Raw genomic sequence first — 26,396 nt, 5'->3', positions numbered from 1 at the left:
CACTCAGAGCCTGCCGCGCACCGGTGTGCGCTCGACCGGGTCGCCCTCGTCGGGCATGACCATCTCGGCGCGGACGCCGAGCAGCCGCACCTCCCGCTCCGCGTCGAGCGACTCCGCGAGGGCCACGGCCGCCTCGACGACGTCGCCGCGCTCGCTCGTCGGCGCCGCGAGCTTGCGGGCCTTCGTCGAGGTGAAGAACGGGGCGTAGCGCACCTTGAGGGTCACCCGGAAGACCTGACGCCCCTCCTTGACCGTGTCGTCGAAGACCTGCGAGGCGAGCTCGCGGACCGCAGCGCGCACCTCGTCGGGCGTCGTGAGGTTGCGCTGGTAGGTGGTCTCGCGGCTGTGCCCGCGCGCGATCCACGGCGAGTCGTCGACGACCGCCGAGCCGATGCCGCGCCCGAGCTGGGAGTACCAGACGCCCATGCGCGGACCGAACTCGCCGACGAGGACGGCCTCGTCGGCATCGGCCAGCTCGCGCACGGTGTGGATGCCGTGACCGGACAGGCGCTTGGACACCTTGGACCCGACGCCCCACAGGTCGATCGTGGGTCGGTCGCCCATGACCTCGAACCACGTCTCGCGGGTCAGCCGGAAGACGCCGCGGGGCTTGCCGAAACCGGTCGCGATCTTGGCCCTGACCTTGTTGTCACCGATGCCGACCGAGCAGTGGAGCGCCGTCGCGTCGAGCACGGCGGCACGCGCCCGCTCGGCGAAACCCTCCGGGTCGTCGGTCTCTACCCCGAGGAAAGCCTCGTCCCACCCGAGCACCTCGACGACGACGCCGAGGCCGCGCAGCGCGTCCATCACGTGCTCGGACGCCTCGGTGTAGGCCGGGGCGTCGACGGGCAGGATCACCGCGTCGGGCACCTTGCGCGCGGCGAGACGGAGCGGCATGCCGGACCCGACTCCGAACTCACGGGCCTCGTAGCTCGCGGTGGACACGACGGCCCGCTCGGTGGGGTCACCTCGACCACCCACGATGACCGGCCGGCCGGCCAGCTCGGGTCGGCGCAGCACCTCGACCGCCGCGATGAACTGGTCGAGGTCGACGTGCAGCACCCAGTGGGGCGGGCCCGCGCTCATCCCGCCATTGTGCCCGGCGGGTGTGACGGTGTCGGCGCGTCAGCTCCGGGAGGAGCGGTCGCGCCGGTCGGGACGGGGCGATCGGTCACCCACGGGCTTGCCGCCGCGGAAGGTGTAGACCGCCGGGCCGTCGGACGACGACTGCGCGTCGTCCAGGTCGCCGTCGCGGTGCCGCGCCGGGTCGCCGAACGGCTCGTCGAAGCCGTCGCGTGACTCGGCCGGCACGTCGGCAGGCCCGGCCGCGAGCCGGGGCGCGGGCCCGGCCGCGGCGTCCTGCTCGCGCGCCGCGAGCATGACGCCGTGGAAGAGCATGGCGGCCGCGACGGCCGTCAGCGCGAATGCCGACACCGCGAGCGGCAGTCCGGTGTGGGCACCGCCGATCTCGGAACGGAGGAGGTGCAGGCCGCCGGCGACCGCCCCCACGACCGCGGCGCCGACGAACCAGATGATCGTGGCCCGGGTCATTGAATTCCCCACGAGGTCACTGTGGCACACGTCCGCGCCACCCGAGAGCACCTCGACAGGGGCGCGGTGCCCGTGGCGCGGGCCCATACCCCCGGGGGCAGAGTCCGACAGGTTTCGTTCAGGGGCGTGCCGACGTCGCGGACGCCGACGCCGAGGCCGGTGCGAGCTCGACGACGGTCGGGCCGCCCTGGCGTCCGGACTTGTCGGCACGCGCCCCCGGAGTCACGGAGAAGCCGGTCATCGACGTGCTGGCCGCCCCGGAGCCGCCGATGCCGGCATCGGACAACGCGGGCCTCGGATCGCTCGACGTCGTCGATCCCTTGGAGGCCTTCGACGTCTTCGACCCCTTGGAGGTCTTGGTGCCCTTGGAGTCCTTCGAGGTCGTGGAGGTCCTCGGGTCCTTGCCGCTCTTGCCGCTCTTGCCGCCCTTGGCGCTCTTGGACGCCGTCGGGTCCGCGACCCCGGTGGGGGCGGCGGCGGGGCTCAAGGCGTCGGGCGAGAGGGTGAGGGCCTGGCCACCGGCCGTCGAGCCCGACGCCGCCACGGCGGTGTCGGCACGAGGGGCGGCCGCGGGCGTCGCGTCGACGACGGGAACCACCGGCTCGTCAGGAGCGCTCGCGGCCGGGGTCCGGACCGGCCCTGGCGCCGTCGTGGCCGCGACCGGCGGCGTGACCGAGGCGGCCGCATGGGACGGGGGGACGGCGGCATACGCCGTGCTGGTGTCGGTGACGTGCTCGGAGCTGACCGGGACCGGCGCGCTCGGAAGCACCTCCACGCCCGGGCGGCGGTCGTGCGTGGCGACCGAGCCGACGATGAGGGCCGTGACGGCCGCGCCGAGGAGCAGCCCGGCTCCGCGCTGACCACCGACCTGCGAGAGCGAGAGGTGGCCGCGCACGAGGGCGGCGCTCGCGGCCAGGAGGGTGGACACCCCGATGACGATGAGGCCGCCGGTCAGCCCGCCGACGAGGCAGCTGAAGAGGACGAGCACACCGAGGACGGCGAAGCCCGCGAGGGCCCCCTCCGGGATCCGGCGCGCTGGACGGTCGGCGAGCAGGTCGACCCGCCCGTCGTCCACCATGGCGCTCGGCCGGGTCGGCAACGTGAACGAGGCGTTCTCGAGAGCTGCCGAACAGGGCATTTCGGACTTCACGTCGCCAGTGTGGTCGATCCGGGGCCCCGCGTGGGGCTCCGACCCGTCCTGAAGGTGTCCGACGCCGACATCGTCCGGTCGCTCCGCACGGGCGACCGAGCCGGCGGCCGCCCAGAGCTGCCATCCGCGGGGCGGCACGGGCCAGGACGGGTCGGGCAGCCAGCGCTCCGGGTCGCCGTGCGTCGGCGTCATGCTCATGGTCACCGGACTCCCTACTCCTGCGATATGCGGGGCACCGCCGCTTGGAGGGTGCCATTTCGCGAGAACAGTACGTCCCAAAGTCTCGTTTTGTACCGTAAATAGTAAAAGACGGGCAAAGTTCTCTTTTACCCTCCACTGGACGCGCACCTCGGACCAGCCCGCCCTGCGCATCGACGCGCACCACTACAAGACGCTCGCCTCGCACCCCGGTCCCACCGAGGGACCCGACCTCGAGGGCGGCAGCGAGACGTGGCGCGACCCCCTCGTGCTGCACGACCCCGACGGCGACCTCTCGTCGTGGCAGGTCGGTGAGCCACGGTGCGCACCGGGCGCCGGCTTCGGCCAGCTCGAGGTGCTCCGCAGCCTCGTCGTCGACGGATCGCTCTGGATCGGCGACCCGATGGCGGTGACCCTCGATGCCGAGGGCTACCTCGTGCCCGCCGCCGGCTGAACCGGGTGCAGGTCGCCGACGAGCCACGCCGCCGTCTGGTCGGCGAAGTGCGGGTCGCGCGCGTCACCGCTCGCCCCGAACGGCACGACCCACCGGCTCGCACCACGGTCGGCGAGGTCCCAGACGTATCGGGCCACCGGGCCGCCGTAGCAGTGGTCGGTCACACCGGGCGCGCTCGCCGCCGCGAGGACGCAGCCCTTGTCGCCCCCGACCGGGTCACGGGGGACTCCCGGCGCACGCCCGGTCACGTCGAGCGCGTGGACGGGGTCGAGCCAGTGCCGCTCACCCCACGTCGTGGACGAGTCGCCCTGTGCGGCAACGCGTTCGAGCGCCACGCGTACGCCCTCGGTGACCTCGATGCCGTAGTGCGGGCCGAGGTGCGCCATCGAGTGCCAGCCGACCCCGATCTGGGTGACGACGTCGGTCCACGCCGCGAAGATGCGTGAGTGACCGCTCGGCTCGTGCAGGGCCGCGAGGGTCGGGTGCTCGGAGAACCACCGCACGAGCGCGGTGCGCCAGGCGGCGAAGAGCGCGGCGCCGCGGCTGCCCGCGTCGCTGTGGCCGTTCCAGCCGAGCAGCTCGGACCGGACGTCGGCGGCAGCCCCGGTGACGTCAGCGGCCCCGACGAGCTCGCGCATGAGGTCGGCCTGACCGTTGAGCGTGTCGACGTGGATCGCCGCGCAGTCGTCGACGGTCACGCCCTCGCCCGTCTCGAGGAGCGCCCGGATGCGGCCGGCCCGGAACGGCGTCGCGTACTCCACCCCGAGCCCGCCACCGCTGGCCCGGTCGTTGGCGCTGACCATCACGTCGGCGACGTCGCGGGCGGGGCCGCGCCGGTAGCCGTGCCACACGTGTCTCGGGTCCCAGGCCGGCACCGGCAGCACGGCGCCGACCGCGTCGCGCTCGGGCACGCGACCGACGACGAGATGACGGATGCGACCGGTGTCGTCGGCGACGAGCGCGCTGTTGACCGGCTCGACCCACCGCGACAACGCCTCCTCGACGTCGGCCACCGTCCGCGCACGCAGCAGCGGCAGGAGGGCGCCGAAGCCGAGGTCCTCCTCGACGTGGGTCGGTGTGCGCAGGCTGTGGGCGGCCGGGTGCGCCCGGCGCGGCTGCACGCTCTCGTCGGTCCACTGCGGGGGCGCCTCGGCCTCCGCGACGAGCCGCTCGATCTCCGCCTCCAGACCCGTGACGATCGGGCCACGCGAGGTGACGACGACGGGCACGGTCACGTCGGCCTTTCCGCGCACGCGCAGCGTCTCGGTGGTGGAAAGCACCGGCTCCCAGCCGTCGATGCCACGCGCCTTGAGCAACGGCGACCCGTCCGGCCCGTGACCGACGTGACCGAGCGACTCGAGTGTCAGGTCCTGGTAGTCGGCCATCGCGTTCGTGATGCCCCATGCGACGGTGCCCGTGTGGGCGAAGTGCTGCACGCCGGGCACCCCCGGGAAGGTGAAGCCGACGACGTCGAACTCGGGGCAGGCCAGGCCCACCTGCTGGTAGCAGCCGGGCAGCTCGATCGTGCGGTGCGGGTCGCCCGCGATGAGCGGCAGCCCGCTCGCCGTGCGGTCCCCGCCGACGACCCAGGCGTTGCTCCCCGAGGCCTCCGCCCGCTCGACGCCCTCGGCGTGGAACATCGCGAGGGCATCGGCGCCGAGACGGTCGGCGACGTGCGCGTTGAACAGCTTCGCCGGGAAGGTCCCGAAGAGCAGGTGGATCCCCCAGAAGATGCCGAGCGGCGTCCACGGCTCCCACGGACGCGGCGCGGCGGCATACGACTGGAGCCCGAGCAGCGCGACCTCGGGCGTGCCCGCGAGCCCCTGGGCGAGCGTGTCGTTGACGCCGTCGACGTAGGCCGACAGCCACGTCCGCGTCTCCCGGTCGAGGCGCTCGAAGCAGCGCCGCACCGTCGGCTCGAGCAGCACCTGCCGGGCGAACCGGTCCCAGTGCAGCCCGTCGGCACCGACGTACTCGGCCGTGCGCCCCTCCATCCGCCAGCGGTGGTGCTCGATCTGCCACCCCCGGTCGAGGGCCGCGATGCGCCCCTGGAGACGGGCCAGCTCCATGACGTCACCGGCGCGCAGGTGCGGGACACCGACGGCGTCGCGCCGCACCTCAGCGGGCATCGGGGCGCGGGGCACTGCGGATCTCCTTTGACCTCAGGGCTTCTCGGATGGGCGTGAGGACGGGTGCCCGGCTACTCGTTGCGCGAGAACTTGCTCTCGATCTCACGGAGGAATGCGTCGGAGATCCGACGGTACTGCTGGAGCGTCAGGGTGATGGGAGCACCGACCTCGAGGCCCAGGACGCTGTGGGCCGGGTCGAGCGGGATCTGCGGGTCGGCCATGACCGTGCCGCCGTTCTCCATGAGCGAGCGCGCGAGCACCCGCACCTCGTTGAGCGCGTTGCCGTCCTTGCCCTCGACGCCGCGCAGGCGGTGGACGAAGTAGCCGTCGAGGACGAGGAGCATGTTGTTGAAGTACTCGTACTCCAGCGACTCCAGGGCCCCCTCGAGGTGGGAGACGTCGGCGTCGCCGTGGTCGCGCGCCGCCTGCGCCACCTCGTGGAACATCACGACCTGCGACTCGACCCGCGACCGGCAGGCGTCGATGTAGTCCTGCTCGTACTCCTTCATCCCCAGCATGGACCCAGCCTAGCGAGCAGCTCCGCCACTAGGTTTGGGTCATGGCAGCGCGGGAACGGAACGTGCTCGGCGGCGAGCTCGAGGCCTGTGGCACCGACCCGGTGACCGGCTTCTACCGCGACGGCTACTGCACGACGGGACCGGAGGACCGGGGGAGCCACACCGTCTGCGTCGTCGTGACGGCCGAGTTCCTCGAGCACCAGCGCAGCGTCGGCAACGACCTCGTGACACCACGTCCGGAGTGGCGCTTCCCGGGCCTGACGCCGGGCGACCGGTGGTGCGTCGTCGCGAGCCGGTGGCTCGAGGCCCACCAGGACGGCGCCGCCGCGCCGGTCTTCCTCGCCGCCACGCACGCGCGGGCGCTCGAGGTCGTGCCGCTGCAGCTGCTCCAGTCGTATGCCGCCGACGTCCCCGACGACCCGAGCTCGCTGCTCTGACGGCTGGTTCCACCGATCCGTGAACACCGGTGCGGGCCCGGCGTAGCGTCGAGGTGGCTCGAGTCGGGAAAGACTCGGGGATGCCCGGCCGGGCCGCACCTCCACCGCCGCCGCGTCCGCCGGGAGCCCGCCATGCGCGCCATCGTCCTCAACGAGTTCCACGCCACCCCGACCGTCGAGGAGATCGAGGTCCCCGAGCCCGGCGAGGGCGAGGTGAGGGTGCGGGTCAGGGCGGCCGCGGTCAACGGCTTCGACCTCGGCGAGGTGCACGGCTTCTTCACGGGGTACTTCGAGCACCGCTTCCCCCTCGTCCTCGGCAAGGACTTCGCGGGCACCGTCGACGCGGTCGGCCCGGGCGTCGACGGCTACGCCGCGGGCGACCGGGTCTTCGGCGTGGTGACGAAGGACTTCCTCGGCGACGGGTCGTTCGCCGAGTACGTCACGGTGCCGACCTCGGTCGGGGTGGCACCGCTCCCGGACGGTGTCGACTTCGTCCACGGGGCCGCGCTGGGCCTCGCCGGAGCCGCCGCCATCGCGTGCATCGACGCCGCCGAACCGGGACCGGGCCGAACGGTCCTCGTGACCGGCGCGACCGGGGGCGTCGGCAACCAGGTCGTGCAGCTCGCCTCGCAGGCCGGCGCGCACGTTATCGCCACAGGATCCTCGGAGCCCGAGCAGCAGCTCGTCCGGCGGCTCGGGGCGGCCGAGGTCGTCGCCTACGACCAGGACGTCGCCGCCGCCGTGCGCACCGCGCACCCCGAGGGCGTCGACGTCGCCATCCACCTCGCCGGCGACGCGGCCGCGCTCGTGCCCACCCTGCGCGAGGGCGGCACCCTCGTGTCGACCCTCGTCTTCTCGACCGAGGGCTTCCCCGAGGTGCCCGACGTCTTCGTCCCGATCGCGGCGAACCCCACGCCCGAGCTGCTCGGCCGGCTCGCCGCGAACCAGTCCGGCGGCCTGACGTCGGTGACGATCCAGCGCGCCTACTCGCTCACGGACACGCCGACGGCACTGGCCGACTTCGCCGCGGGCACGCTCGGCAAGCTCGTCGTGGACCTCGACGGTGACGGTGTCCCCGACGGCCCGTGATACTGACGGGATGAGCGATCCCCACGTGCTCGGACCGGGCACCGCACCGACCCCGTTCACGGCTCACGAGATCCGCGCCGGGTGCCCCGACGAGCGCACCATCACGCTCCTCGTCGAGCCCGCCGGCGGGCCGTCCTGGCAGCGGGTCAACCGGTTCGTCGCACCCGACGCGGACGGGGCGACCCTGCAGCGCTGGCGGATCGGGCCCGACGGCGAGCGCGTCGGCGAGATCGAGGAGGCACGCACGACCTGGCTCCAGCTCCAGGGTCACGCCTCCTTCCCCGAGTCCCTCGTGACGATCCATCCCGAAACCCTGGTGCTGCCGTGACCCCAGCGCCCGACGCGACGCCCGCCCTCGAGGCCGACTGCTCGCGGTGCTTCGGCCTCTGCTGCGTCGCCCTCCCCTTCGCCCGGTCGGCGGACTTCCCCGTCGACAAGGTCGGTGGAGAGCCCTGTCGCAACCTCCTCGCCGACCACCGCTGCGGCATCCACGACCGGCTCCTCGAGGGCGGCTGGCGCGGTTGCGTGACGTTCGACTGCTTCGGTGCGGGGCAGCAGGTCTCGCAGGTGACCTTCGGCGGCGTCTCGTGGCGCGAGGCCCCCGCGACAGCCCCGATGATGTATGCCGTCCTGCCCGTCATGCGACAGCTCCACGAGATGCTCGCCCACCTCGGGGAGGCCCTCGCGCTCGACCCGGACGAGCCCACGCGCGCCGGCCTCATGGCCGCCGCCGAGGAGGTCCGGCTGGCGACGGCGGGCTCACCCGACGACCTGCTCGCGGTCGACCTCGCCGCCGTGCGGTCCCGGGTCGGGGGCCTGCTCCGGGGTGCCAGCGAGACCGCGCGCGACCGGCGGAGGAGGCGTGACGGCATACGCACGCCCCCACGGCGCCTGCGCGCCGGGGCCGACCTCGTCGCCGCCGACCTGCACGGCCGGGACCTGCGCACGGCGGACCTCCGGGGGGCGCTGCTCATCGCGGCTGACCTGCGCGACGCCGACCTGCGCTGGGCGGACCTGCTCGGCGCCGACCTGCGCGACGCCGACCTGCGGGGGGCGCGGCTCGACGGTGCGCTCTTCCTCACCCGTCCCCAGCTCGCGGCGGCTCGCATCTGACCGCACGATTCGCGCATTCGCTCCCACGGGGACGGTGAAACGATGACAATCGACCCACCATTCACGTCGAGCACCGGAGTCGATCGTGCGCCGAGCCGAGGTCGCCGCAGCGCTGGCGCTGGCGGCTGCCCTCGCGCTCGGTGGGTGCACGTCCGACAAGCCCGACATCGACCTGAGCCAGGTGGCCGGCTCCACGGGCACCCCGGTGCCGACCGAGACCGTGACGGTCACCGAGATCGACACGCGCACCGTCACGGCGACGACGACGGTCGTGAGGACGGCGACGGTGGTCGCCACGCCGACGGTCACGGTCACGGCACTCCCCCGCCCGAGCCTGACGACGAGCACCGTCTTCAACCGGCCCGCTGCGCTGGCCGACTACTCGAACCTCGTCGTCGATGTGCGGCTGCTCGACCGGATGACGCTGTCCGGCAACGCCGCCGCGCTCCAGCTCGACCTCATGGCCCAGCACCTCGGACGGCTCGGGGCGAACGGCCCGCCGCCGGGGCTCGACGCCCCGAGCTACTACGGACGCCTGGGGTCGCTCGGCCTCTTCGCGCGGGCCGCCTCCGCCGAGGCCACGGCGAACTCGCCCGTCGCACAGAGCCGCTACGCCGTCATCCGTCAGGAGACCGGGATCCTGCTGTCCCTCGTCAACGGTGCTCTGACGACGACGTTCACGCTGCCGACTCCCGCGCCCCGACCGTCGACAACGACTCCGTGAAACCAGCCCACGCGATCTCGCCGTCGGCGTCGTCGGCGTGGGGTCGGCTGAACCGGGCGGCGTAGAGCGCGACCTCCGTGAGGTCCCATCGCGATGCCTGGACGAGCAGGTCGTGGGTCGTCACGGACCGTCCGGTCAGAGTCGCGTAGGCGGCGAGGACGTCGTCCACGGCCTCGCCCTCGGCGCCCGCGACGTGCCACAGGTCCCGAGCCGGTGGTGCGAGCAGCGCGGTGTCCCAGTCGACGAGGTGGAGGCCGTCACCATCGGCGAGGACGTTGCGCCAGTGCGGTTCGCCGTGGGTGATGACCCAGGAGTCACGCTCGGCGCGCGCCCGGTCCGCCGTCGCGTCCCAGACCACGAGGGCTCGGCGCACCGCGTCAGCCCGCTCGGCCAGGGCATCCCGCGCCCGCTCGCCGTAGGGCCCCGCACCGGGCGGGATCCCGTCCGCGAGCGCGCGGTCGAGGAGGTCGCGCTCGGGCAGCCGCAGGTCGTCGGTGCCGGCAATCCCGACGACGTGGCGTGTGGCCGCGTGCAGCCCCGCCAGGGCCTCGGTCACCGCGCGCCGGTCGGCCGCGGTCTGGTCGTCCGGCGACGGCAGGCGCGGGGCCTCGAGCCACGGGGTCACCGACACCCACTGGTGCCGCCTCAGCTCGAACGGCACCGAGCCGTCCCGGGCCGGCACCGGCGCGACGACGACGTCGAGCCCGGAGTCGGCGAGCGCCCGGGCCGAGCGGAACGCCGCACTGAGCGCCGGGCCGCGCTCGACGTCTGTCCCGGCCCCGACGTAGTCGTCGAGGGTCACGAACCAGCGGCCGTCGCCACCCGCGTCCACCCGCCAGTGGTGGCTGCCGAAACCCATTGGCGCGTAAGCGATGTCCCTCACCTCGAGACCCCACATCTCGCGCAGGGCCGCGGTGAGCAGCTCGGTGGAGAAGTCCGCGGGTGGCGTCATCACGGCGTCATCACGAGGTCGACGCTAGCGGGGTGGCGGCGGCTCGGCGTGGATCCGGCGGCTGAGCCGCGAGTGGGACCGCGGCGCCGGCACCCGCGACCAGACTGCGTCCTGGAAGGCCAGCGTGAGCCAGCCGGCCAGGGCCATCCCGATCATGTTGACGACGAGCTGCAGGCCGCTGCCACGCACCTCTGACCAGGCGCCGAAGGCGAGCCCGAGCCCGACGTTGCCCGCGGCCGGGATCGTTGTGACGGAGATGAAGACTCCGCTGAGGCCGCCGAGCTTGGCCGACGTCAGCGACAGGACGCCCGCCGCGGCTGCGAGGACGGCGACGATGAACGACCACTTGTCGGGCGAGTAGATGAAGCCGGTCGCCGGACGCGCGCCGGTGATGTCGTGGAGTGTGACCCAGCCCAGGGCCCGGCCGACCAGTCCCGCCACGCACGTGACGAGGATGGCCACGACGAAGCCGACGACGAGGGCGCGGGCCGCGACCCCGAGCAGCAGGGTGCGGCGGCGCACGAGCGCGACGCCGAGGGCCGCGATGGCGCCGAACTCGGGCCCGAGCACCATGGCGCCGATGACGAGGATCTGGGAGTCGAGCACGATCGCGATGCCCGCGATGAGGGTCGCGAGCGACATGAACGACAGGAAGGTCCAGTTCAGCTCGCTGTCGTCGTAGGACCGCTGCGCGACCTGGGCCCAGACGACGGCGTCGGCACTGCTGCCGGGCGTCTCCTCGTCCGCCTCGAAGCCGGCCCGCGAGACCCACGTCGTGACCGGCTCGATCTGGAGCGTCCCGCCCTCGTGGACGCCGAGCTCGCGCAGCCGGTCGACGAGGACGTTGGCCCCCTCGCGGGCGACGTCGGCGTGCACGACGTCGCCGACGGGACGCACGGCCGCGCCTCGCAGCACCGACAGGGTGCTCACGGCCGTGGAGTCGGCGAGCACCTGGGTGACCCGCTCGGTCAGCTCGCTCGGGATCGTGACCGTCAGTCTCAGCATGTCGGACAGTCTGCCGTCCGGTTGACAGGTGGGCCTGTCCGCCACGACAGTGACATCTGATCATCCATTCAGATGAGAGGGTCGTGATGAGCACCGTCACCGGACTCGACGGGTGCGCCGCCCCGTGCGTGCACCCCGACAAGGTCGCCCTCGCCACCGCGAACGCGCCCGGCGTCGACGAGCTCGCACGCGTCACGAGCGTCTTCAAGCTGCTCGGCGACCCGACCCGCGCCCGACTGCTCTATGCCCTCCTCGAGGCCGGCGAGCTCTGCGTGTGCGACCTCGCAGCGGCGACCACCACCGCCGAGACCACCGTCTCCCAGGCCCTCCGACTGCTCCGCGCGTCGGGCGTCGTCACCGGTCGGCGCGACGGACGCAACATCTACTACCGCCTCTCCGACGCCCACGTCCGGCTGCTCCTCGACGTGACGCGCGAGCACGCCCTCCACGACGGCGGGGCCCCATGAGCGGCGGCCACTCGCATGGACACGACCACGGGGCCGCCGCGGTCCACGCCGGCGGCCGCCACCGCTGGCGGCTCGCGGTCGCCTTCGGTCTCGTCGCCGCCTTCTTCGTCGTCGAGCTCGTGGCCGGCCTCGCGTCCGGCTCGCTGGCTCTGCTCTCCGACGCGGGGCACATGGCCGCCGACGTCGTGACGCTCGGCGCCGCGCTCGTGGCCACCCGGATCGCGACACGCGCCGACACGACCGGCCGCCGCACCTTCGGCTCCTACCGCGCCGAGGTCTTCGCCTCCGGGCTCGCCGTGCTGCTCATGCTCGGCGTCTCGGTCTACATCACCGTCGAGGCGATCGGGCGCATCGGGTCGAGCCCCGAGATCGCGTCCGGCACCATGCTCGTCGTCGGCGCCACCGGCCTCGTCGTCAACATCGTGGCCCTCCTCATGCTCCGCGGCGGTGCGGGCGAGAGCCTCAACGTCCGGGGCGCCTACCTCGAGGTCGTCGCCGACACCGTGGGCTCGGTCGGGGTCATCGCGGCCGCCGTGCTCGTGCGGGCGACCGGCAGCGCCTGGTGGGACACCGCCGTCGCGCTCGCCATCGCGGTCTTCGTCGCCGTCCGCGCCGTCGGGCTCGGGCGCGAGGTCGTGGCCGTCCTCGGCCAGCACGCGCCGACCGGACTCGAGCCCACCGACCTGCTGACCGCCCTCGGCGACGTGCCGGGTGTCACCGAGGTCCACGACCTGCACGTGTGGACCCTGACGTCCGGCATGGACGTCGCGACGGCGCACCTCGTGACGTCCCGTGCCGACGCCGGGCCCGAGGTGCTCGACGCCGCCAGCCGGATGCTGCGCGAGCGCTTCCACGTCGCCCACGCGACGCTCCAGGTCGAGACGACCGACCGCTCCGAGTGCCGAGGAGCCGACTGGTGAGCACGCCCTCCCGCCCCCTCTTCACGCTCCTGCCTCCGTCCCGGCGGGCCGCCCTGGTGCGCCGCGCCCGCCTGCTGGCCGGCGCGTCGGTCGCCTACAACGTGGTCGAGGCCGTCGTCGCCATCGGCTCCGGCCGCATCGCCGACTCCACCGCCCTCGTCGGCTTCGGCCTCGACTCGACGGTCGAGGTGATGAGCGGGCTCGTCATCCTCTGGCAGTTCGGCCACCCCGTCCCGGAGGAGCGCGAGCACCTGGCCCGCCGCCTCATCGCGGTCTCCTTCTTCGCGCTGGCCGCCTACGTCACCGTCGAGTCCGTGCGCGCCGTCGTGACCCGCGAGCAGTCCGACACCTCGGTCGTCGGCATCGCGCTCGCCGCGCTCTCGCTCGCCGTCATGCCACTGCTCTCGCACTGGCAGCGGCGCACCGGCCGGGAGCTCGGGTCGGGGGCGGTGGTCGCCGACGGCACCCAGACGCTGCTCTGCACCTACCTCTCGGCCGTCCTGCTCGTCGGGCTGCTCGCCAACGCCCTCCTGGGCTGGTGGTGGCTCGACCCCGTGGCGGCGCTCGTCATCGCCGCCGTCGCGGTCCGCGAGGGACGCTCGAACTGGCGCGGCGACGCCTGCTGCTGACCCACGGAACCACGGCATGAGTCTTGACGGCGGGTCCGGCGACCGACAGTGTGACCCACCGTGACACTTCGGGCCGAGTCCTCCTCACTGCTGCGGGCACGCCTCGCGGCCGGCACCGCCTTCTTCGTCCAGGGCCTGCTCTTCATCTCGCTGACGACCCGCCTGCCGCAGGTGCAGGAGAAGTGGTCGCTCGACGAGCTCGCCGTCAGCGGCCTGCTCCTCATGGTCGTGCTGCTCGCGGGGGTCGGCTCGGTCATCGCCGAGGTCGTCGCGGCGCGCTCGTCGAGCGCCATGGTCGTCCGCATGGGGCTCGTCACCGCGACGATCGGCTTCGCGGTGCTGCTCGTCGCGCCGGCCTTCGGGGTCTTCGTCGGGGGGCTCGCGGCCTACGGGCTCGCGCTCGGGCTCGTCGACGCGTCGTCCAACATGCAGGCCGTCACCGTCGAGCACCTCTACCGGCGACCGATCCTCCCGTCCTTCCACGCCTTCTGGACCGCCGGCGGCATCCTCGGCACGCTCGTCACGCTGGCGACGTCGGGGGTCGACCTCGGGCCGGCCCTGCTGCCGCTGCTCGTCTTCCCCGTCGCGGCACTCGCTGCGCCCTACGTCCGTCGCGACCGCCTCGCCGAGACCGACGCGAAGGTCGACGTCCCGTGGCGGCGCATCGCCCTGCTCGGCGTGGCGATGGTGCTCTTCTACATGGTCGACACGGCGGCCACGACGTGGGGACCGGTCTACCTCGACGGCACGCTCGACGCCCCGACGGGGCTCACCGCGCTCGCCACGCTCCCCTACCTCGTCGCGACCTTCCTCGCCCGCACCGTCGGCGACCGCCTCGTCGACCGCCACGGCGCCGTCTGGCTGCTCCGCATCAGCGGCGTCGTCGCCGCCCTGTCGCTCGCGGTCATCGTCTTCGCGCCGACGTGGGTCGTGGCCGTCGTCGGCTTCACCATCCTCGGCGGCGCCGTCGCGACCATCGCGCCGCTCAGCTTCTCGGCGGCGGGTGCCATCGCCGGCGGCGACGCCGACTCCGCCGGCGAGCGCATCGACAAGACCGACCAGGTCGTGGCGCGCTTCAACCAGTTCAACTACGTCGGTGCACTGCTCGGCGCGGTGCTGACCGGTGCGGTCGGGTCGGACAACCTGCGCCTCGGCTTTGCCGTGCCGATGGTGCTGATCCTCGGGATCATCCCGCTCGCCACGCAGTTCGCCATCATCCGTCGACGCGGCGTCCCGGCCGGCTCGAGCTGAGGACACCCCGCAGCGCGGTGAGTGCCGGGCCGATGCCCGTCAGGGGTATGCCGCCGACGCCGAAGGCGAGCCCGTGGCGGGCTGGCTGCTCCAGGTGTCGCACCGACAGGGGCTCGACGAACACGCCTGCGGCCAGCGCCTGCTCGGCGATCGCGACGTCGTCGAGGGCCGGGTCACGCAGCAGGGTGCACAGGTGCAGCCCGGCCGCGGAGGGGACGACCTCGAGCCAGTCGGCGAGGCCGTCGGGGCGCGTGAGGCCGTCGAGCAGCGCCTCGCGACGGGCACGGTAGACCTTCGTCGCGCGCCTGACGTGGGCCGCGTGGTGCCCCTCGGAGAGGAAGTCGGCGAGGGCGCCCTGCGTCACGGCATCGCCGTCCCAGACGGTGACCCGCTTGGCCTCGCGCAGGGCCGGTGTGAGCGTGGCGGGGGCGATGGCATAGCCGACCCGGAGGCCCGGCAGCAGCGACTTGGAGAACGACCCGACGTAGACCACGCGCCCGTCGCGGTCGAGGCTCTGGAGCGGCTCGAGCGGCCGGTCGGCGAACCGGAACTCGCTGTCGTAGTCGTCCTCCACGATGACCGCCCCGTGCCGGACCGCCCACTCCAGCAGCGCGACCCGGCGCGCGCGGGACATCGCCACCCCGGTCGGGTGCTGGTGCGACGGGGTGACGTAGACGAGACGGGCCGCGTCGGGCAGGGCGTCGACGACGATCCCCTCGCCGTCGACGGGCACCCCGCGGACGACAGCCCGGTGGGTCGCGAAGAGCCGTGCCGCGGCGGTGTAGCCGGGGTCCTCGACGGCGACGGTGCCACCGGGCTCGACGAGCACCCGCGCGACGAGGTCGAGAGCCTGCTGCGCGCCGGCCGTGGTCACCACGTCGGCGCCGGAGGCCACGACCGACCGGGACACCCCGGCATACCTCGCGATCTCGGCCTCGAGACGGCTCCCTCCGCGGTTCGCGCCCGGGTCGTCGTAGGTGCCGGCGGCCAGGCGGCCCCGGCGCAGCGTGCCGCTGACGAGCCGGCGCCAGGTCGCGAGGGGGAAGAGCGAGTCGTCGGGCACCCCGACCGAGAAGTCGTGGACCGCACCGCCCGGGCCCGGCGCGGCCTCCGCAGTGGTCGCCCACAGGGCCGTCGGCACGACGGCCCCGGCTCGGGCGCGACGCCGGGCCACGCCGCCGGGAGGCACGCACCCCCTCGCGACGAAGGTCCCGGCGCCGCGGCGGGTCTCGAGCAGCTCCTCGGCGAGGAGCCGGTCGTAGGCCGCGGTGACCGTGCCGCGCGAGACGCTGAGGCTCTCCGCGAGGTCGCGGGAGGCGGGCACGCGGTCGCCCCCGGCGAGGCGACCGTCGAGGACGGCGGCGCGCAGCTGGGCGTAGATCTGGGCGGTGAGGTCGCCCGAGCCGGTGAGGGAGACGTGCAGGTCCATCTCGACAGTCTGGATTGGCCCACACCATCTGACAAGAAGTGGCACTTCTGACCGGTCCGCTTCGGCGGGAGTCTGGAGCCATGGCGACGACCGCACGCATGACCCGGGCCACCCCGACCGCGACCGGGGGCACGATCACCGTCGCGCAGGGCGCGGCCCTCTCGGTGGGCGCCGTGCTCGGCACGGGCGTCATCACCCTGCCCGCCCTCGCCGCCGAGGTGGCCGGTCCGGCGTCACTGCTCGCGTGGGCGGCGCTCGTGCTCCTGTCCGTGCCGCTCGCGAGCACGTTCGCCGCGCTCGGAGCCCGGCACCCCGACGGCGGCGGGGTCTCGACCTACGTCCGTCGGGCCTTCGGCGACCGCGCCGCGGGGGCGGTCGGGTGGTGCTTCTACTTCGCGGTGCCCGTCGGGGCTCCGCCGGCGTCGATGATGGCCGGCGGCTACGTCGCGGACGTCGTCGGCGGGGGACGCACGACCTCCGTCGTCGTCGCGGCCACTCTCATCCTCGGCACCGGCCTGATGAACCTGGCCGGGCTGCGCTTCTCCGGTCGCGTGCAGCTCGGTCTCGCCACCGCCCTCGCCCTGCTCATGACGGCGACGATGGCGGTCGCCCTGCCGCACGGGAGCACGGCGTCACTGACCCCCTTCGCCCCGAACGGGTGGGCCGCCGTCGGCACCGCGGCCGCCGTCCTGGTCTGGGGCTTCGCGGGCTGGGAGGCCGTGGCGTCGCTCGCGGCGGACTACCGCGACCCCCGCCGGGACGTGCCCCGAGCCACGGGCATCGCCGTCGCGGTCGTCGGGGTGCTCTACCTCGGCCTCGCCACGACCAGCGTCCTCGTGCTCGGACCCGCCACCGGTCGCAGCCAGGCGCCGCTCTCCGACCTCATGGCCATCGCGCTCGGCGAGCAGGCCCGGGTCGTGACCGCCGTCGTGGCGGTGCTGCTCACCGTGGGGGCGATGAACGCGTACTACGCCGGCGGGTCGAGGCTCGGTGCCGCACTCGCCCGGGACGGCGCGCTGCCGCGCTGGCTGGCGAAGGGCGGCGAGGCCGGCCAGGTGCCTCGGCGCAGCATCGCCCTCGTCACGACCAGCTCGATGCTCTCGCTCGTCGTCGCCGTCGTGCTCGACCTCGGCCTCACCCCGCTCATGCTGCTCGCGACGGGGTGCTTCACGCTCGTCTACGTCCTCGGCACCGCCGCGGCGCTGCGCCTGCTCCCCCGCGGCAGCCGCGCCTGGTGGACCGCACTCGTCGCCCACGCGTCGGTGGTCGCCCTGCTCGTCGTCAACGGCCTCCATGCGCTGTGGGCCCTGGGGCTCGTGCTCCTCTCGCTCGCCTACCGGTCCCGGACTCATCGACAGGGTGATGGTTCCAGTGCCAGCCCCTAGACTTCGGCGCCGTGACGACACAGCGCGCGGAGCGCACACCCCTGATGCGCTGGTTCCTCGACGCCGAGGAGGCCGACCCGGGCGGCTACTACGAGCGCGAGAGCGAGGCGAAGGAGCAGGCGCACGTCCAGCCGTGGTGGCGCGTCATGTGCCTGACCGGCGTCGACTACTTCTCGACGCTCGGCTACCAGCCCGGGATCGCGGCCCTCGCCGCCGGCGCCCTCTCACCGGTTGCGACGCTCGTGCTCGTGCTCGTCACCCTCTTCGGTGCGCTCCCGATGTACCGCCGCGTCGCGGCCGAGAGCCCGCACGGCGACGGCAGCCTCTCGATGCTCGAACGCCTCCTGTCCTACTGGCCGAGCAAGATCCTCGTGCTCTGCCTCATCGGCTTCGTCGCCACCGGCTTCATCATCACCATCACCCTGTCGGCCGCCGACGCGAGCGCCCACCTCATCGAGAACCCCTACCTCAAGTCGACGCTCACCGGGCACCAGGTCGGCGTCACCCTGACCCTGCTCCTGTTCCTCGCGGGCATCTTCCTCAAGGGCTTCAAAGAGGCCATCGGCATCGCCGTCGTGCTCGTCGTCGCCTACCTCGGCCTCAGCTCCGTGGTCCTCGTGCGTGGCATCCTCGAGATCGGCGACCACCCGACCGCGTTCAGCGACTGGATCACGGCCATGACGTCGGCCCACTCCGCACCGTTCGGGATCATCGGGGCGTCACTTCTCGTCTTCCCGGCCCTCGCGCTGGGCCTCTCCGGCTTCGAGACCGGCGTCGTCGTCATGCCGCTCGTCAAGGGCGACCCGACCGACACGGCCGAGAAGCCCGAGGGCCGCATCCGCAACGCCCGCAAGCTCCTGACGACCGCCGCCCTGATCATGAGCGTGCTGCTCATCGGGTCCTCGCTCGTCACGACGCTGCTCATCCCGGCCGACGCCTTCCAGCCGGGCGGCGCGGCCAACGGACGCGCCCTCGCCTACCTTGCGCACGACCTGCTCGGCGAGGGCTTCGGCACGGTCTACGACATCTCGACCATCGGTATCCTCTGGTTCGCCGGCGCGTCTGCCATGGCGGGCCTGCTCAACATCGTGCCGCGCTACCTGCCCCGCTACGGCATGGCACCGGACTGGGCCCGCTCGACGCGGCCGCTCGTGCTCGTGCTGTCGTTCATCGCCGCCGTCGTGACGCTCGCCTTCGGGGCCAACGTCGACGAGCAGGCGGGGGCGTATGCCACCGGCGTGCTCGCGCTCATGACGTCCGCCGCGATCGCCGTCTTCCTCACCGAGCTGCGGCGCGGGCACCGCGCGGCGGCGGCCTTCTTCGCCGTCGTCAGCGCGATCTTCGTCTACACGATCACGATCACCATCGCGGAGCGCCCCGAGGGCCTCGTCATCGCCCTCGTGTTCATCGCACTCATCGTCGTCATCAGCGTCTGGTCCCGCATCGTCCGCTCGACCGAGCTGCGGGTCCAGCGCGTCGTCTACGACGACAGCGCCCGGGCGATCCTCGACGACGCGGCGCTCGGCCCCCAGCCGCTGCGCTTCATCGCCAACAAGATCAACGCCGGAGACCGCGACGAGTACCGCGCGAAGTCGCTCGAGGTCCGGATGTCGAACCATCTCAACGCCCGGCAGGGCGCGATCTTCCTCGAGGTGCAGATCAGCGACGCGAGTGACTTCGCGACGACCGTCCACGTGGGGTCGGCCGTCGTCGGTGGCCACTACATCCTGCGCGCCACCGGCCCGTCGGTGCCGAACGTCCTCGCCGCGGTCCTGCTCGACGTGCGCGACCGCGTCAGCAAGCCGCCGCACATCTACTTCGAGTGGAGCGAGAAGGCACCGGGGCAGAACGTGCTGCGCTTCCTGCTCGCCGGCGAGGGCGACATCCCCCCGCTGACGCACGAGATCATCCGGCGCGCCGAGCCCGACGCGGACCGGCGCCCGCAGGTGCACGTCGGAGGCTGAGCCGGGCGCCGGCACACCTAGGCTCGGTTGGCCCACCGCTCCGGCGTGGTGCGGTAGACGCGGGACTCGCCCTCGTACCACTTCTCCATGACGCCGAGGTCGTCGAGACCGAGGCGGCGGCACACGGCCTGCGACGGCTCGTTCGTCGTGTGGGTCAGGGCGTAGATCTCGGGCAGCCCACCGTCGAAGCCGAGCTGGACCACGGCCGTCGCGGCCTCGGTCGCATAGCCGTGGCCCCACGAGTCGGGATGCAGGTGCCAGCCCACCTCGACCTCACCGTCGTCGGCGTCCGGCAGGGTCAGCAGGATGACGGAGCCGGCGACGACGCCCGTCTCGCGCACCTCGACGGCCCAGAAGCCGAGCGGCGGCGCCTCGCTGCGCTCGTGGTAGCGGTCGATGCGGGCGTGGGCCTCGTCGAGGTCCTTCATGAGGACGGGCTCGCCGTCGCCGAGCCACTTCACGACCTCGAGGCGGCTCTGGATGTCGAGCAGCCGTTCTGCCTCGTCGTGCGACCAGGGACGGATGGTGAGTCGGGAGGTCTCGAGGTGCATGGCGACACGCTCGCACCTCCCCGCTCGACCGTCCACGCCATTCCCCCACCGTCCACGCCATTCCACCGCTCGCCCGTTCCGAGTCGACACGTCTACGGCCACCGCGTGCTCCCTGTGCCTTGGGTCATCAGGTGACTCAGAGGGCCGCGCCGGCGGTTGAGTCACCGGGCGACCCAACGCACAGCGCAGAGGACGTCCCCGCCGGCAGTTGAGTCAGCCGGCGACCCAACGCACAGCGCACAGGACGTCCCCGACGGCGGTTGAGTCACCGGGCGACCCGACGCACAGCGCGCGAGGTCCTCGCCGGCGGTTGAGTCACGGGGCGACCCAACGCACAGGGCGCGGCGGCCAAGCGCGGGTCCGTTGCCCCCGTCCACACCCTTCCGCCCCGAGTGCGGCTGATCCACAGGACCTGCGCCGGGCCTGACAGTGAGGCGACGGGCATGGACGCTGGCGCCATGACCATTCCCCTCGGCCACGGACCAGATGCCTTCGGCAACGCCCTGAGGCACGTGCGCCGCACCTACCTGCTGAGCCAGCGCGCGCTCGCCGCCCGGCTCGACGTCCCGCACAGCCGCATCTCCCGGCTCGAGAGCGGCCACCACGCCATCACGCTGGAGTCCGCGATCTCGCTCTACCGCGCGTTGGGTTTCAGCATCGGCCTGCACCACCTCTTCCCCTGTCCGCGCAGCGATGAGGTCCGGCCCCGGTGCCATGACTGGGAGGACGACGGCGCGGTGGGTCTCGTCGACGCGGCCCGGCGCGCGTTCCCGGCCCACGGGGCCGTGTGGACGCAGGCGCCGACGTGGTGGGGTGTGCGGCACGGTTGGGGAGCCTCCGACCGGGAGGACCTCTGGTGGTTCCACGACTACCGGTCGCCGCCGGTCCTGCGGGCACGGCAGGATGGCGGCATGTCCGACAGCGATGGCGCAGGCGCGACCGACGAGGCGAGCACCACGTCCACCGAGAGCAGGGAGGCAGCACAGGCGTATGCCGCGGTGCGCCCCGAGGTCGAGGCCGCGACGGCACTCTTCGTCGAGATGGTCACCGGGCTGCTCGACGAGGCGGGCATCAACTACCTCAGCGTGGGCGGGCGCACGAAGTCCGTGGCGTCCTTCGCGTCCAAGGCCGAGCGCCGCAGGGACGGCGAGCTGCTCTATCCCGACCCGCTCGCCGACATCACCGACCAGATCGGCGTCCGGGTCATCACCTACGTCCACGACGACGTCGCCGCCGTCGCCGAGCTGCTGGCCGAGGAGCTCGCCGTCCTCGACGACCGTGACATGGGCCTCGAGACGGCGCGCTCGGGACGCTTCGGCTACGCGAGCCGCCACCTGCTCGTCGCGGTCGACGCGAGCCGCACCGTGCCGACGGCCTACGAGCCGCTCCGCCGGCGCAGCGCCTCGGTGCAGATCCGGACCGTGCTGCAGCACGCCTGGGCCGAGTTCGAGCACGACATCCGCTACAAGGGCACCGTCCCCGAGGAGCACGCGCACGACCTCGACCGCCGGTTCACCCTGGCGGCGGGGCTCATCGAGCTGGCCGACCGCGAGTTCTCGGCGATCCGCGACCGCCTCCAGAAGGCCCTGCCGGCGAGCCCGCCCGACGCGGTGGAGCAGGACTCCCGGATCAGCACGCAGGACCTCGCGACGTTCCTCGCCGCGAAGTACGCCGACGCCGGCTGGTCGCGCACCGACCACTACACGTGGGTCTCCGGCCTGCTGCTCGAGCTCGGCATCACGTCGGTCGACGCCCTCGCCGAGGTCATCGCCCCGGTCGACGGCGCCGCCCTCATCGAGCGAATGGGCTACAAGTACCCACCCGGTGCGGTGCGCCGGCTCGACGACGCCCTGCTCGCGACGTTCGGCACGCGCTACCTCGACCTCGAGGGCAACGCCCACCGTCGGGCCTCCCTCGAGGGGCGCCTCGAGCGTCTCGGGGCGAGCTGACCGGCCCGATCCGAAGAAATCTCGACCGCGTGTCGATTCCCGGCCCGAGAGTTCGTCAGGATGATGTGGCGAGGGTCGCCACCTGCGCACCGCGCGCCTCTTCGAGAAGGAGCCGGCCATGGCCGACACGTATGTCTACCTGATCCACGAGAACGACTGGGACTCCGACGCCTACCTCGGTGGCGCGCCGGCCGCCGACGCCGGTCCCGCCGGCAAGGACCCGAGCGCCCCGGCCTCCGACATGGACGCGTCGTTCCCCGAGCACAAGGCCTTCCAGCAGGCCGTCGCCGACCTCGGCGCCCGCGTCGTCGGGGGTGCGGCCCTGCAGAACTCCCGCCACGGCGGCACCGTCGCCCCCGGCGCGGGTGACCGCACCGTCGAGGACGCCGTCTACACCGACGGCCCGTTCACCGACACGTCCGAGGTCATCACCGGCTTCTATCTCGTCGAGACCGACGACGAGGACACCGCGCGCCGGATCGCCGCCCTCGTGCCGACGGGCAGACACATCGAGTGGCGCAAGGTCTTCCCGACGGGGATGTGAGTGCCACTCGGGACGGGTGAGTTCGAGGAGGCGTGGCCGCGCATCGTGCGCGCCCTCGCCTCCTTCACCGGGAGCCTCGACGACGCGGAGGAGTACGCCGCCGAGGCCGTCGCACGGGCCGCCGCGCACGAGCGCGACGGCGGAGCACCGATCGAGTCGTATGCCGCGTGGTGCACCTCGGTGGCCAAGCGGGCGTGGCTCGACGACGCCCGACGGCGCACCACCTGGCGCCGGCTGGCCCCCGAGCTCGCCCGCCCCGAGGCGGACCGCACTGCCATGGATGCCGACGACCTGTCCATGCACGGACATGAGGGGCTCGACGACCGCCTCGCCCTGCTCTTCGTCGCGTGCGACGAGGCCATCTCGCCCGCGTCCCGCATGGTGCTGGCCCTGCGCGTCGTGTGCGGCCTGACGGTCCCGGAGATCGCCGGACACCTCGGCGTCCAGGACACCGCCGCCGCCGCCCGGCTCACCCGGGCGAAGCGCGCCCTCGCCGAGGCCCGAGGCACCTTCCACGTGCCGGGCGAGGCCGAGCGCGACCGCCGCCTGCCGGTCGTCATCGCCTGCGTCGCAGGCATGTTCACGGTCGCGCACCGCACGGTGCTCGACCCCGCCGACGCCTTGGCGGACACGGGACGCCAGGCGCTCTCCATCGCCGACGCGCTCGTCGCCGCCCACCCGGACGACACGGAGGTGCGGGGGCTGCGTGCCGTCATCCGCCTCGGCCTGGCCCGTCGCCCGGGCCGCGTCGACGACACCGGGACGGGGCTCGCGCTCGACGAGGTCGACCGCACCCGCTGGGACGGCGCCCTGCTGCGGGCCGGGCTCGCCGACGCGACGGTCGCCGCGTCGGGCGACGGTCGCTTCGCCATCGAGGCGGCGATCGCCGGCCTGCACTCGAGCGCGCCGTCGTTCGAGCGCACCGACTGGCCGCGCATCGTCTCGCTCTACGGCGCGCTCGAGCGCCGCTGGCCGTCCCCCTCCGTCCGGGTCGCCCGCCTCGTGGCCACGGCTCAGGGCCTCCTCGCCGCCCACCCCGAGGGGTCACCGGCCGAGCGGTCACTGGCCGAGCTCGAGGCCGAGCTCGCGTCCCTCGAGAAGGGCGCCCCGGCATACGCCAGCCGTGACGCGAGCCTCGCACTCGCCGACCTCGAGTGGCGCACGGGACGGCGGGAGCACGCGGCCGAGCGCTACCGCGACCTCGCCGAGGTCATGCCGGCCGAGCCGCTCCGGCGCTTCTGCCTCCGGCGGGCGGGGCTCACTCGCCCGTGACGCCGTCGACCGCCTCGCGCAGGAAGTCCGCGTGACCGTTGTGGCGGGCGTACTCCTCGATCATGTGCAGCAGGATCCAGCGGAGGCTGAACGTCTGGTTCTCCTTGCGCGACAGCGTCGCCGACCGGAACTCGAGTCCTCCCTCGGCGAGCGCCGCCTCGATGTCCAGGCGGGCCTGCTCGACCGACACGTCCATGATCCGGCGCAGCTCCTCCGGGCTGTCGTCGCGGGCCGACGTCATCTCCCAGTCCCGGTCGGCGTCCCAGTCGGCGCTCGCCCACGGCTCGGGCATCGGGCGGCCGTGGAGCACCTCGCCGAACCAGCTCGCCTCGTTGAGGGCGACGTGCTTGAGCAGGGCACCGAGCGTCAGGCTCGAGGGCGGAAGGGTCTGCGCCAGCTGCTCGGCCGTCAGCCCCTCGGTCTTGCGGCGCAGGGTGTCGCGGTGGAAGTCGAGGAACGCGACGAGGGTCGTCGCCTCGTCGGCGGCGAGCGGCGGGTCGGTGCGCTCGGTCTGAGCAGGTGTCGTCATGGCCCCGACGTTAGTGTCCGCGCCTCGAAAACCGCCTGCCCTTTACCCGGGGCCGGGAGCACACTGGTCCGGTGCCGTCATCAAGCCAGTGGGTCGCGTTCCTCGTCGCGTCGATCCTCTTCATCCAGGTCCCGGGTCCCAGCCTGCTCTTCACCATCGGTCGCGCCCTGACCGTCGGGCGGCGCGAGGCGCTGCTGTCGGTCGTCGGCAACGCCCTCGGGGTCACGGCCCAGGCCGTCTTCGTCGCCGTCGGTCTCGGTGCGGTCGTCGCGGCGAGCATCACCGCCTACACCGTCATCAAGGTCGCCGGCGCCGCCTACGTCATCTGGCTCGGCATCCAGGCGATCCGCCACCGCCACGAGGCGCGCGAGGCCATGGAGGCGCAGGTGTCGGCCAAGCGCGGCCACGCCCTGCGCATCGGCGCGGTCGTCGGCCTCACCAACCCGAAGACGATCCTCTTCTTCGTGGCCTTCCTCCCGCAGTTCGTCAACACCGGCGCGGGCCACGTCGGCGTCCAGATGGCGGTGCTCGGCGGGGTCTTCGGCCTCATGGCGATCTGCAGCGACAGCATGTGGGCCCTGCTCGCCGCGCGGGCACGGGAGTGGTTCGCCCGCAAGCCCGCCCGGCTCGACAAGCTCGGGGTGACGGGCGGCGTCATGATGGTCGGGCTCGGCGCCACGATGCTCGCACGCGAGTAGTACCCACAGCGCCCCGAGATCTGTTTGACTGCAATGGTGGCAACCCCTCAGGTCACGTCTCCTGCGGATCGGCACGACCCCCTCCAGCGGGTCCGCGACCACGAGCGTGAACTCGAGCAGGTGAGGAGGGCGTATGCCGCCCTGCCGCCCGACCGGCCCGTCCGGCTCGCGAAGCGCACGTCCAACCTCTTCCGCAACCGCACCGCGACCGACTCGCCGGGCCTCGACCTCTCGGCCCTGTGCGGCGTCGTCGAGGTGCGCCCCGGGACCGCCGGCGCGCCGGCGACCGCGCTCGTCGGCGGGCTGACGACGTACGAGCAGCTCGTCGACGAGCTGCTGCCGCACGGCTTCGTGCCGCTCGTCGTGCCGCAGCTGCGCACCATCACGATCGGCGGGGCCGTGACCGGGCTCGGCATCGAGGCGGCGTCGTTCCGCAACGGCCTTCCCCACGAGTCGGTCCTGCAGATGCGGATCCTCACAGGGGACGGCGAGGTCGTCACCGCGACGCCCGACGGCGAGCACGCCGACCTCTTCCGGACCTTCCCCAACTCCTACGGCTCGCTCGGCTACGCGCTCGACCTCGTCATCGAGCTGGAGCCCGCCCGGCCCTACGTCGCCCTGCGGCACGTGCGGTTCGACGCGGTGGCGGCCCTGACGGACGCGGTCGACGACGTGATGTCGTCGCAGACCTGGGACGGCGACCGGGTCGACTTCGTCGACGGCGTCGTCTTCGGCCCGACCGAGGCCTACCTCTGCCTCGGACGCTGGACCGACCACCTCGAGGGGCAGGCTCGGCCGAGCGACTACACCGGCGACCAGGTCTTCTACCGCTCCATCCAACAGCGCCGCGCCGACGTGCTGACGGCACACGACTACCTGTGGCGCTGGGACACGGACTGGTTCTGGTGCAGCCGTGCGTTCGGCGCCCAGCACCCGACCGTCCGCCGGCTCTGGCCGAGCCGACTGCTGCGCAGCGACGTCTACTGGAAGATCGTCGCCTTCGAGAACCGGCACCACGTCATGGGCCGGATCGAACGGCTCCGGGGCCTGCCCGACCGCGAGCGCGTCGTGCAGGACGTCGAGATCCCCCTCGCGCGCACGGCCGAGTTCGTCGACTGGTTCCTGCGCGAGGTGCCGATCGAACCCGTCTGGCTGTGCCCGATCCAGCTGCGCCCCGCTCCGGGCGCGCAGCCCGACGAGACCCCGTGGCCCCTCTACCCGATGCGCCGCGACGAGCGCTACGTCAACGTCGGCTTCTGGTCGACGGTGGTCATCGAGCCCGGCGCGGCCGACGGCGACGTCAACCGCCGCATCGAGGACGAGGTGACGCGGCTGGGCGGCCACAAGTCGCTCTACTCCGACGCGTACTACGACGAGGCGACCTTCGCCGCCCTCTACGGCGGCACGGCCTACGTCCCCGTCAAACGCAGGTACGACCCGGCGGGACGGTTCCCGACGCTCTACGAGAAGGCGGTGCAGGCTCGATGA

27 protein-coding genes are annotated in these 26,396 nt (G+C 73.2%); 17 read left to right on the top strand and 10 right to left on the bottom strand.

Annotated elements, in window-relative coordinates; translation table 11 throughout:
* Window positions 1-3: 3 nt before the first annotated feature.
* The 3 genes from ASD90_RS02315 to ASD90_RS02305 all read right to left on the bottom strand — a co-directional run bounded on the left by ASD90_RS02315 (window position 4) and on the right by ASD90_RS02305 (window position 2,899).
* Window positions 4-1,086, bottom strand: a complete 1,083-nt coding sequence (locus tag ASD90_RS02315) for a DNA polymerase IV (RefSeq protein ID WP_200958517.1) — start codon at window positions 1,084-1,086, stop codon at window positions 4-6.
* A gap of 39 nt (window positions 1,087-1,125) precedes the next feature.
* Complete coding sequence (locus ASD90_RS02310; protein WP_157610972.1) at window positions 1,126-1,563, bottom strand: hypothetical protein; 438 nt, start codon at window positions 1,561-1,563, stop codon at window positions 1,126-1,128.
* Between the two features lie 106 nt (window positions 1,564-1,669).
* The gene (locus tag ASD90_RS02305) at window positions 1,670-2,899 is read right to left on the bottom strand and encodes a hypothetical protein (RefSeq protein WP_162260165.1); all 1,230 of its coding nucleotides are present in this window, start codon (window positions 2,897-2,899) and stop codon (window positions 1,670-1,672) included.
* A 268-nt stretch (window positions 2,900-3,167) separates the two neighbouring features.
* Here ASD90_RS02305 and ASD90_RS02300 point away from each other — a divergent pair, with 268 nt between their 5' ends.
* Window positions 3,168-3,353 (top strand): hypothetical protein, encoded by a 186-nt coding sequence (locus tag ASD90_RS02300; RefSeq protein WP_056751095.1) that lies wholly within the window; start codon window positions 3,168-3,170, stop codon window positions 3,351-3,353.
* Here ASD90_RS02300 and ASD90_RS02295 read toward each other — a convergent pair.
* Entirely contained in the window at window positions 3,329-5,497 is a 2,169-nt protein-coding gene (locus ASD90_RS02295; RefSeq protein WP_235506353.1) for a penicillin acylase family protein, read from the bottom strand. The genes ASD90_RS02300 and ASD90_RS02295 overlap by 25 nt on opposite strands.
* 56 nt (window positions 5,498-5,553) lie before the next feature.
* Window positions 5,554-6,000 (bottom strand): hypothetical protein, encoded by a 447-nt coding sequence (locus tag ASD90_RS02290; RefSeq protein ID WP_157610976.1) that lies wholly within the window; start codon window positions 5,998-6,000, stop codon window positions 5,554-5,556.
* A gap of 41 nt (window positions 6,001-6,041) precedes the next feature.
* Here ASD90_RS02290 and ASD90_RS02285 point away from each other — a divergent pair, with 41 nt between their 5' ends.
* From ASD90_RS02285 to ASD90_RS02265, 5 genes are all read left to right on the top strand, one after another.
* Window positions 6,042-6,437, top strand: coding sequence for a DUF2237 family protein (locus ASD90_RS02285; RefSeq protein WP_056751086.1), 396 nt, complete (start codon window positions 6,042-6,044; stop codon window positions 6,435-6,437).
* Between the two features lie 132 nt (window positions 6,438-6,569).
* Entirely contained in the window at window positions 6,570-7,526 is a 957-nt protein-coding gene (locus tag ASD90_RS02280) for an NADP-dependent oxidoreductase (protein WP_056751083.1), read from the top strand.
* A 10-nt stretch (window positions 7,527-7,536) separates the two neighbouring features.
* On the top strand, window positions 7,537-7,854 hold the full coding sequence (locus ASD90_RS02275; protein WP_157610978.1) for a hypothetical protein: 318 nt from the start codon (window positions 7,537-7,539) through the stop codon (window positions 7,852-7,854).
* Window positions 7,851-8,639: a pentapeptide repeat-containing protein gene (locus tag ASD90_RS02270; protein WP_056751077.1), complete on the top strand. Its 789-nt coding sequence runs from the start codon at window positions 7,851-7,853 to the stop codon at window positions 8,637-8,639. The genes ASD90_RS02275 and ASD90_RS02270 overlap by 4 nt, the downstream gene beginning before the upstream one ends.
* Before the next feature lie 85 nt (window positions 8,640-8,724).
* On the top strand, window positions 8,725-9,363 hold the full coding sequence (locus ASD90_RS02265) for a hypothetical protein (RefSeq protein ID WP_056751074.1): 639 nt from the start codon (window positions 8,725-8,727) through the stop codon (window positions 9,361-9,363).
* On the opposite strand, the gene ASD90_RS02260 is transcribed toward ASD90_RS02265, so the two are convergent.
* Window positions 9,317-10,315, bottom strand: coding sequence for a phosphotransferase (locus ASD90_RS02260; RefSeq protein WP_056751071.1), 999 nt, complete (start codon window positions 10,313-10,315; stop codon window positions 9,317-9,319). The two genes, ASD90_RS02265 and ASD90_RS02260, sit on opposite strands and share 47 nt — an antisense overlap.
* Window positions 10,316-10,339: 24 nt before the next feature.
* Window positions 10,340-11,320 (bottom strand): DUF389 domain-containing protein, encoded by a 981-nt coding sequence (locus ASD90_RS02255; protein WP_056751069.1) that lies wholly within the window; start codon window positions 11,318-11,320, stop codon window positions 10,340-10,342.
* 86 nt (window positions 11,321-11,406) lie between these two features.
* Between ASD90_RS02255 and ASD90_RS02250 the strand changes: the two genes are divergently transcribed.
* Genes ASD90_RS02250 through ASD90_RS02235 form a run of 4 tightly spaced genes read left to right on the top strand, consistent with a single transcriptional unit; the run spans window position 11,407 to window position 14,587 of the window.
* Window positions 11,407-11,787, top strand: a complete 381-nt coding sequence (locus ASD90_RS02250; RefSeq protein WP_056754252.1) for a helix-turn-helix transcriptional regulator — start codon at window positions 11,407-11,409, stop codon at window positions 11,785-11,787.
* Entirely contained in the window at window positions 11,784-12,707 is a 924-nt protein-coding gene (locus ASD90_RS02245) for a cation diffusion facilitator family transporter (protein WP_056751065.1), read from the top strand. Before ASD90_RS02250 ends, ASD90_RS02245 begins: the two co-directional genes overlap by 4 nt.
* Window positions 12,704-13,336, top strand: coding sequence for a cation transporter (locus ASD90_RS02240; RefSeq protein WP_235506352.1), 633 nt, complete (start codon window positions 12,704-12,706; stop codon window positions 13,334-13,336). Before ASD90_RS02245 ends, ASD90_RS02240 begins: the two co-directional genes overlap by 4 nt.
* Before the next feature lie 60 nt (window positions 13,337-13,396).
* Window positions 13,397-14,587 (top strand): MFS transporter, encoded by a 1,191-nt coding sequence (locus ASD90_RS02235; RefSeq protein ID WP_056751063.1) that lies wholly within the window; start codon window positions 13,397-13,399, stop codon window positions 14,585-14,587.
* Here the strand turns inward: ASD90_RS02235 and ASD90_RS02230 are convergent.
* Window positions 14,550-16,016: a PLP-dependent aminotransferase family protein gene (locus ASD90_RS02230; RefSeq protein WP_056751061.1), complete on the bottom strand. Its 1,467-nt coding sequence runs from the start codon at window positions 16,014-16,016 to the stop codon at window positions 14,550-14,552. The two genes, ASD90_RS02235 and ASD90_RS02230, sit on opposite strands and share 38 nt — an antisense overlap.
* An 80-nt stretch (window positions 16,017-16,096) precedes the next feature.
* On the opposite strand from ASD90_RS02230, the gene ASD90_RS02225 reads away from it, so the two are divergent.
* Both ASD90_RS02225 and ASD90_RS02220 read left to right on the top strand, forming a co-directional pair.
* Window positions 16,097-17,401, top strand: a complete 1,305-nt coding sequence (locus tag ASD90_RS02225) for an APC family permease (protein ID WP_056751058.1) — start codon at window positions 16,097-16,099, stop codon at window positions 17,399-17,401.
* Between the two features lie 44 nt (window positions 17,402-17,445).
* Window positions 17,446-19,365: an APC family permease gene (locus ASD90_RS02220; RefSeq protein ID WP_056751055.1), complete on the top strand. Its 1,920-nt coding sequence runs from the start codon at window positions 17,446-17,448 to the stop codon at window positions 19,363-19,365.
* Between the two features lie 17 nt (window positions 19,366-19,382).
* On the opposite strand, the gene ASD90_RS02215 is transcribed toward ASD90_RS02220, so the two are convergent.
* On the bottom strand, window positions 19,383-19,916 hold the full coding sequence (locus tag ASD90_RS02215; RefSeq protein ID WP_056751052.1) for a GNAT family N-acetyltransferase: 534 nt from the start codon (window positions 19,914-19,916) through the stop codon (window positions 19,383-19,385).
* A 458-nt stretch (window positions 19,917-20,374) separates the two neighbouring features.
* Between ASD90_RS02215 and ASD90_RS24595 the strand changes: the two genes are divergently transcribed.
* From ASD90_RS24595 to ASD90_RS02200, 3 genes are all read left to right on the top strand, one after another.
* Window positions 20,375-21,865, top strand: coding sequence for a helix-turn-helix domain-containing protein (locus tag ASD90_RS24595; protein WP_162260164.1), 1,491 nt, complete (start codon window positions 20,375-20,377; stop codon window positions 21,863-21,865).
* Between the two features lie 118 nt (window positions 21,866-21,983).
* Entirely contained in the window at window positions 21,984-22,409 is a 426-nt protein-coding gene (locus ASD90_RS02205; protein WP_056751049.1) for a YciI family protein, read from the top strand.
* Window positions 22,410-23,681, top strand: a complete 1,272-nt coding sequence (locus ASD90_RS02200; RefSeq protein WP_056751045.1) for a DUF6596 domain-containing protein — start codon at window positions 22,410-22,412, stop codon at window positions 23,679-23,681.
* Here the strand turns inward: ASD90_RS02200 and ASD90_RS02195 are convergent.
* Complete coding sequence (locus ASD90_RS02195) at window positions 23,668-24,210, bottom strand: DinB family protein (RefSeq protein WP_056751042.1); 543 nt, start codon at window positions 24,208-24,210, stop codon at window positions 23,668-23,670. The two genes, ASD90_RS02200 and ASD90_RS02195, sit on opposite strands and share 14 nt — an antisense overlap.
* 71 nt (window positions 24,211-24,281) lie before the next feature.
* On the opposite strand from ASD90_RS02195, the gene ASD90_RS02190 reads away from it, so the two are divergent.
* Together ASD90_RS02190 and ASD90_RS02185 are read left to right on the top strand one after the other, a co-directional pair.
* On the top strand, window positions 24,282-24,908 hold the full coding sequence (locus ASD90_RS02190) for a LysE family translocator (RefSeq protein WP_056751039.1): 627 nt from the start codon (window positions 24,282-24,284) through the stop codon (window positions 24,906-24,908).
* A gap of 36 nt (window positions 24,909-24,944) precedes the next feature.
* Window positions 24,945-26,396: an FAD-binding oxidoreductase gene (locus ASD90_RS02185; RefSeq protein WP_235506350.1), complete on the top strand. Its 1,452-nt coding sequence runs from the start codon at window positions 24,945-24,947 to the stop codon at window positions 26,394-26,396.

The sequence above is a fragment of the Terrabacter sp. Root181 genome (assembly GCF_001428505.1).
In the GTDB taxonomy this organism is placed as follows: Bacteria; Actinomycetota; Actinomycetes; order Actinomycetales; family Dermatophilaceae; genus Terrabacter.
This window is presented reverse-complemented; position numbering and strand designations above follow the sequence as displayed.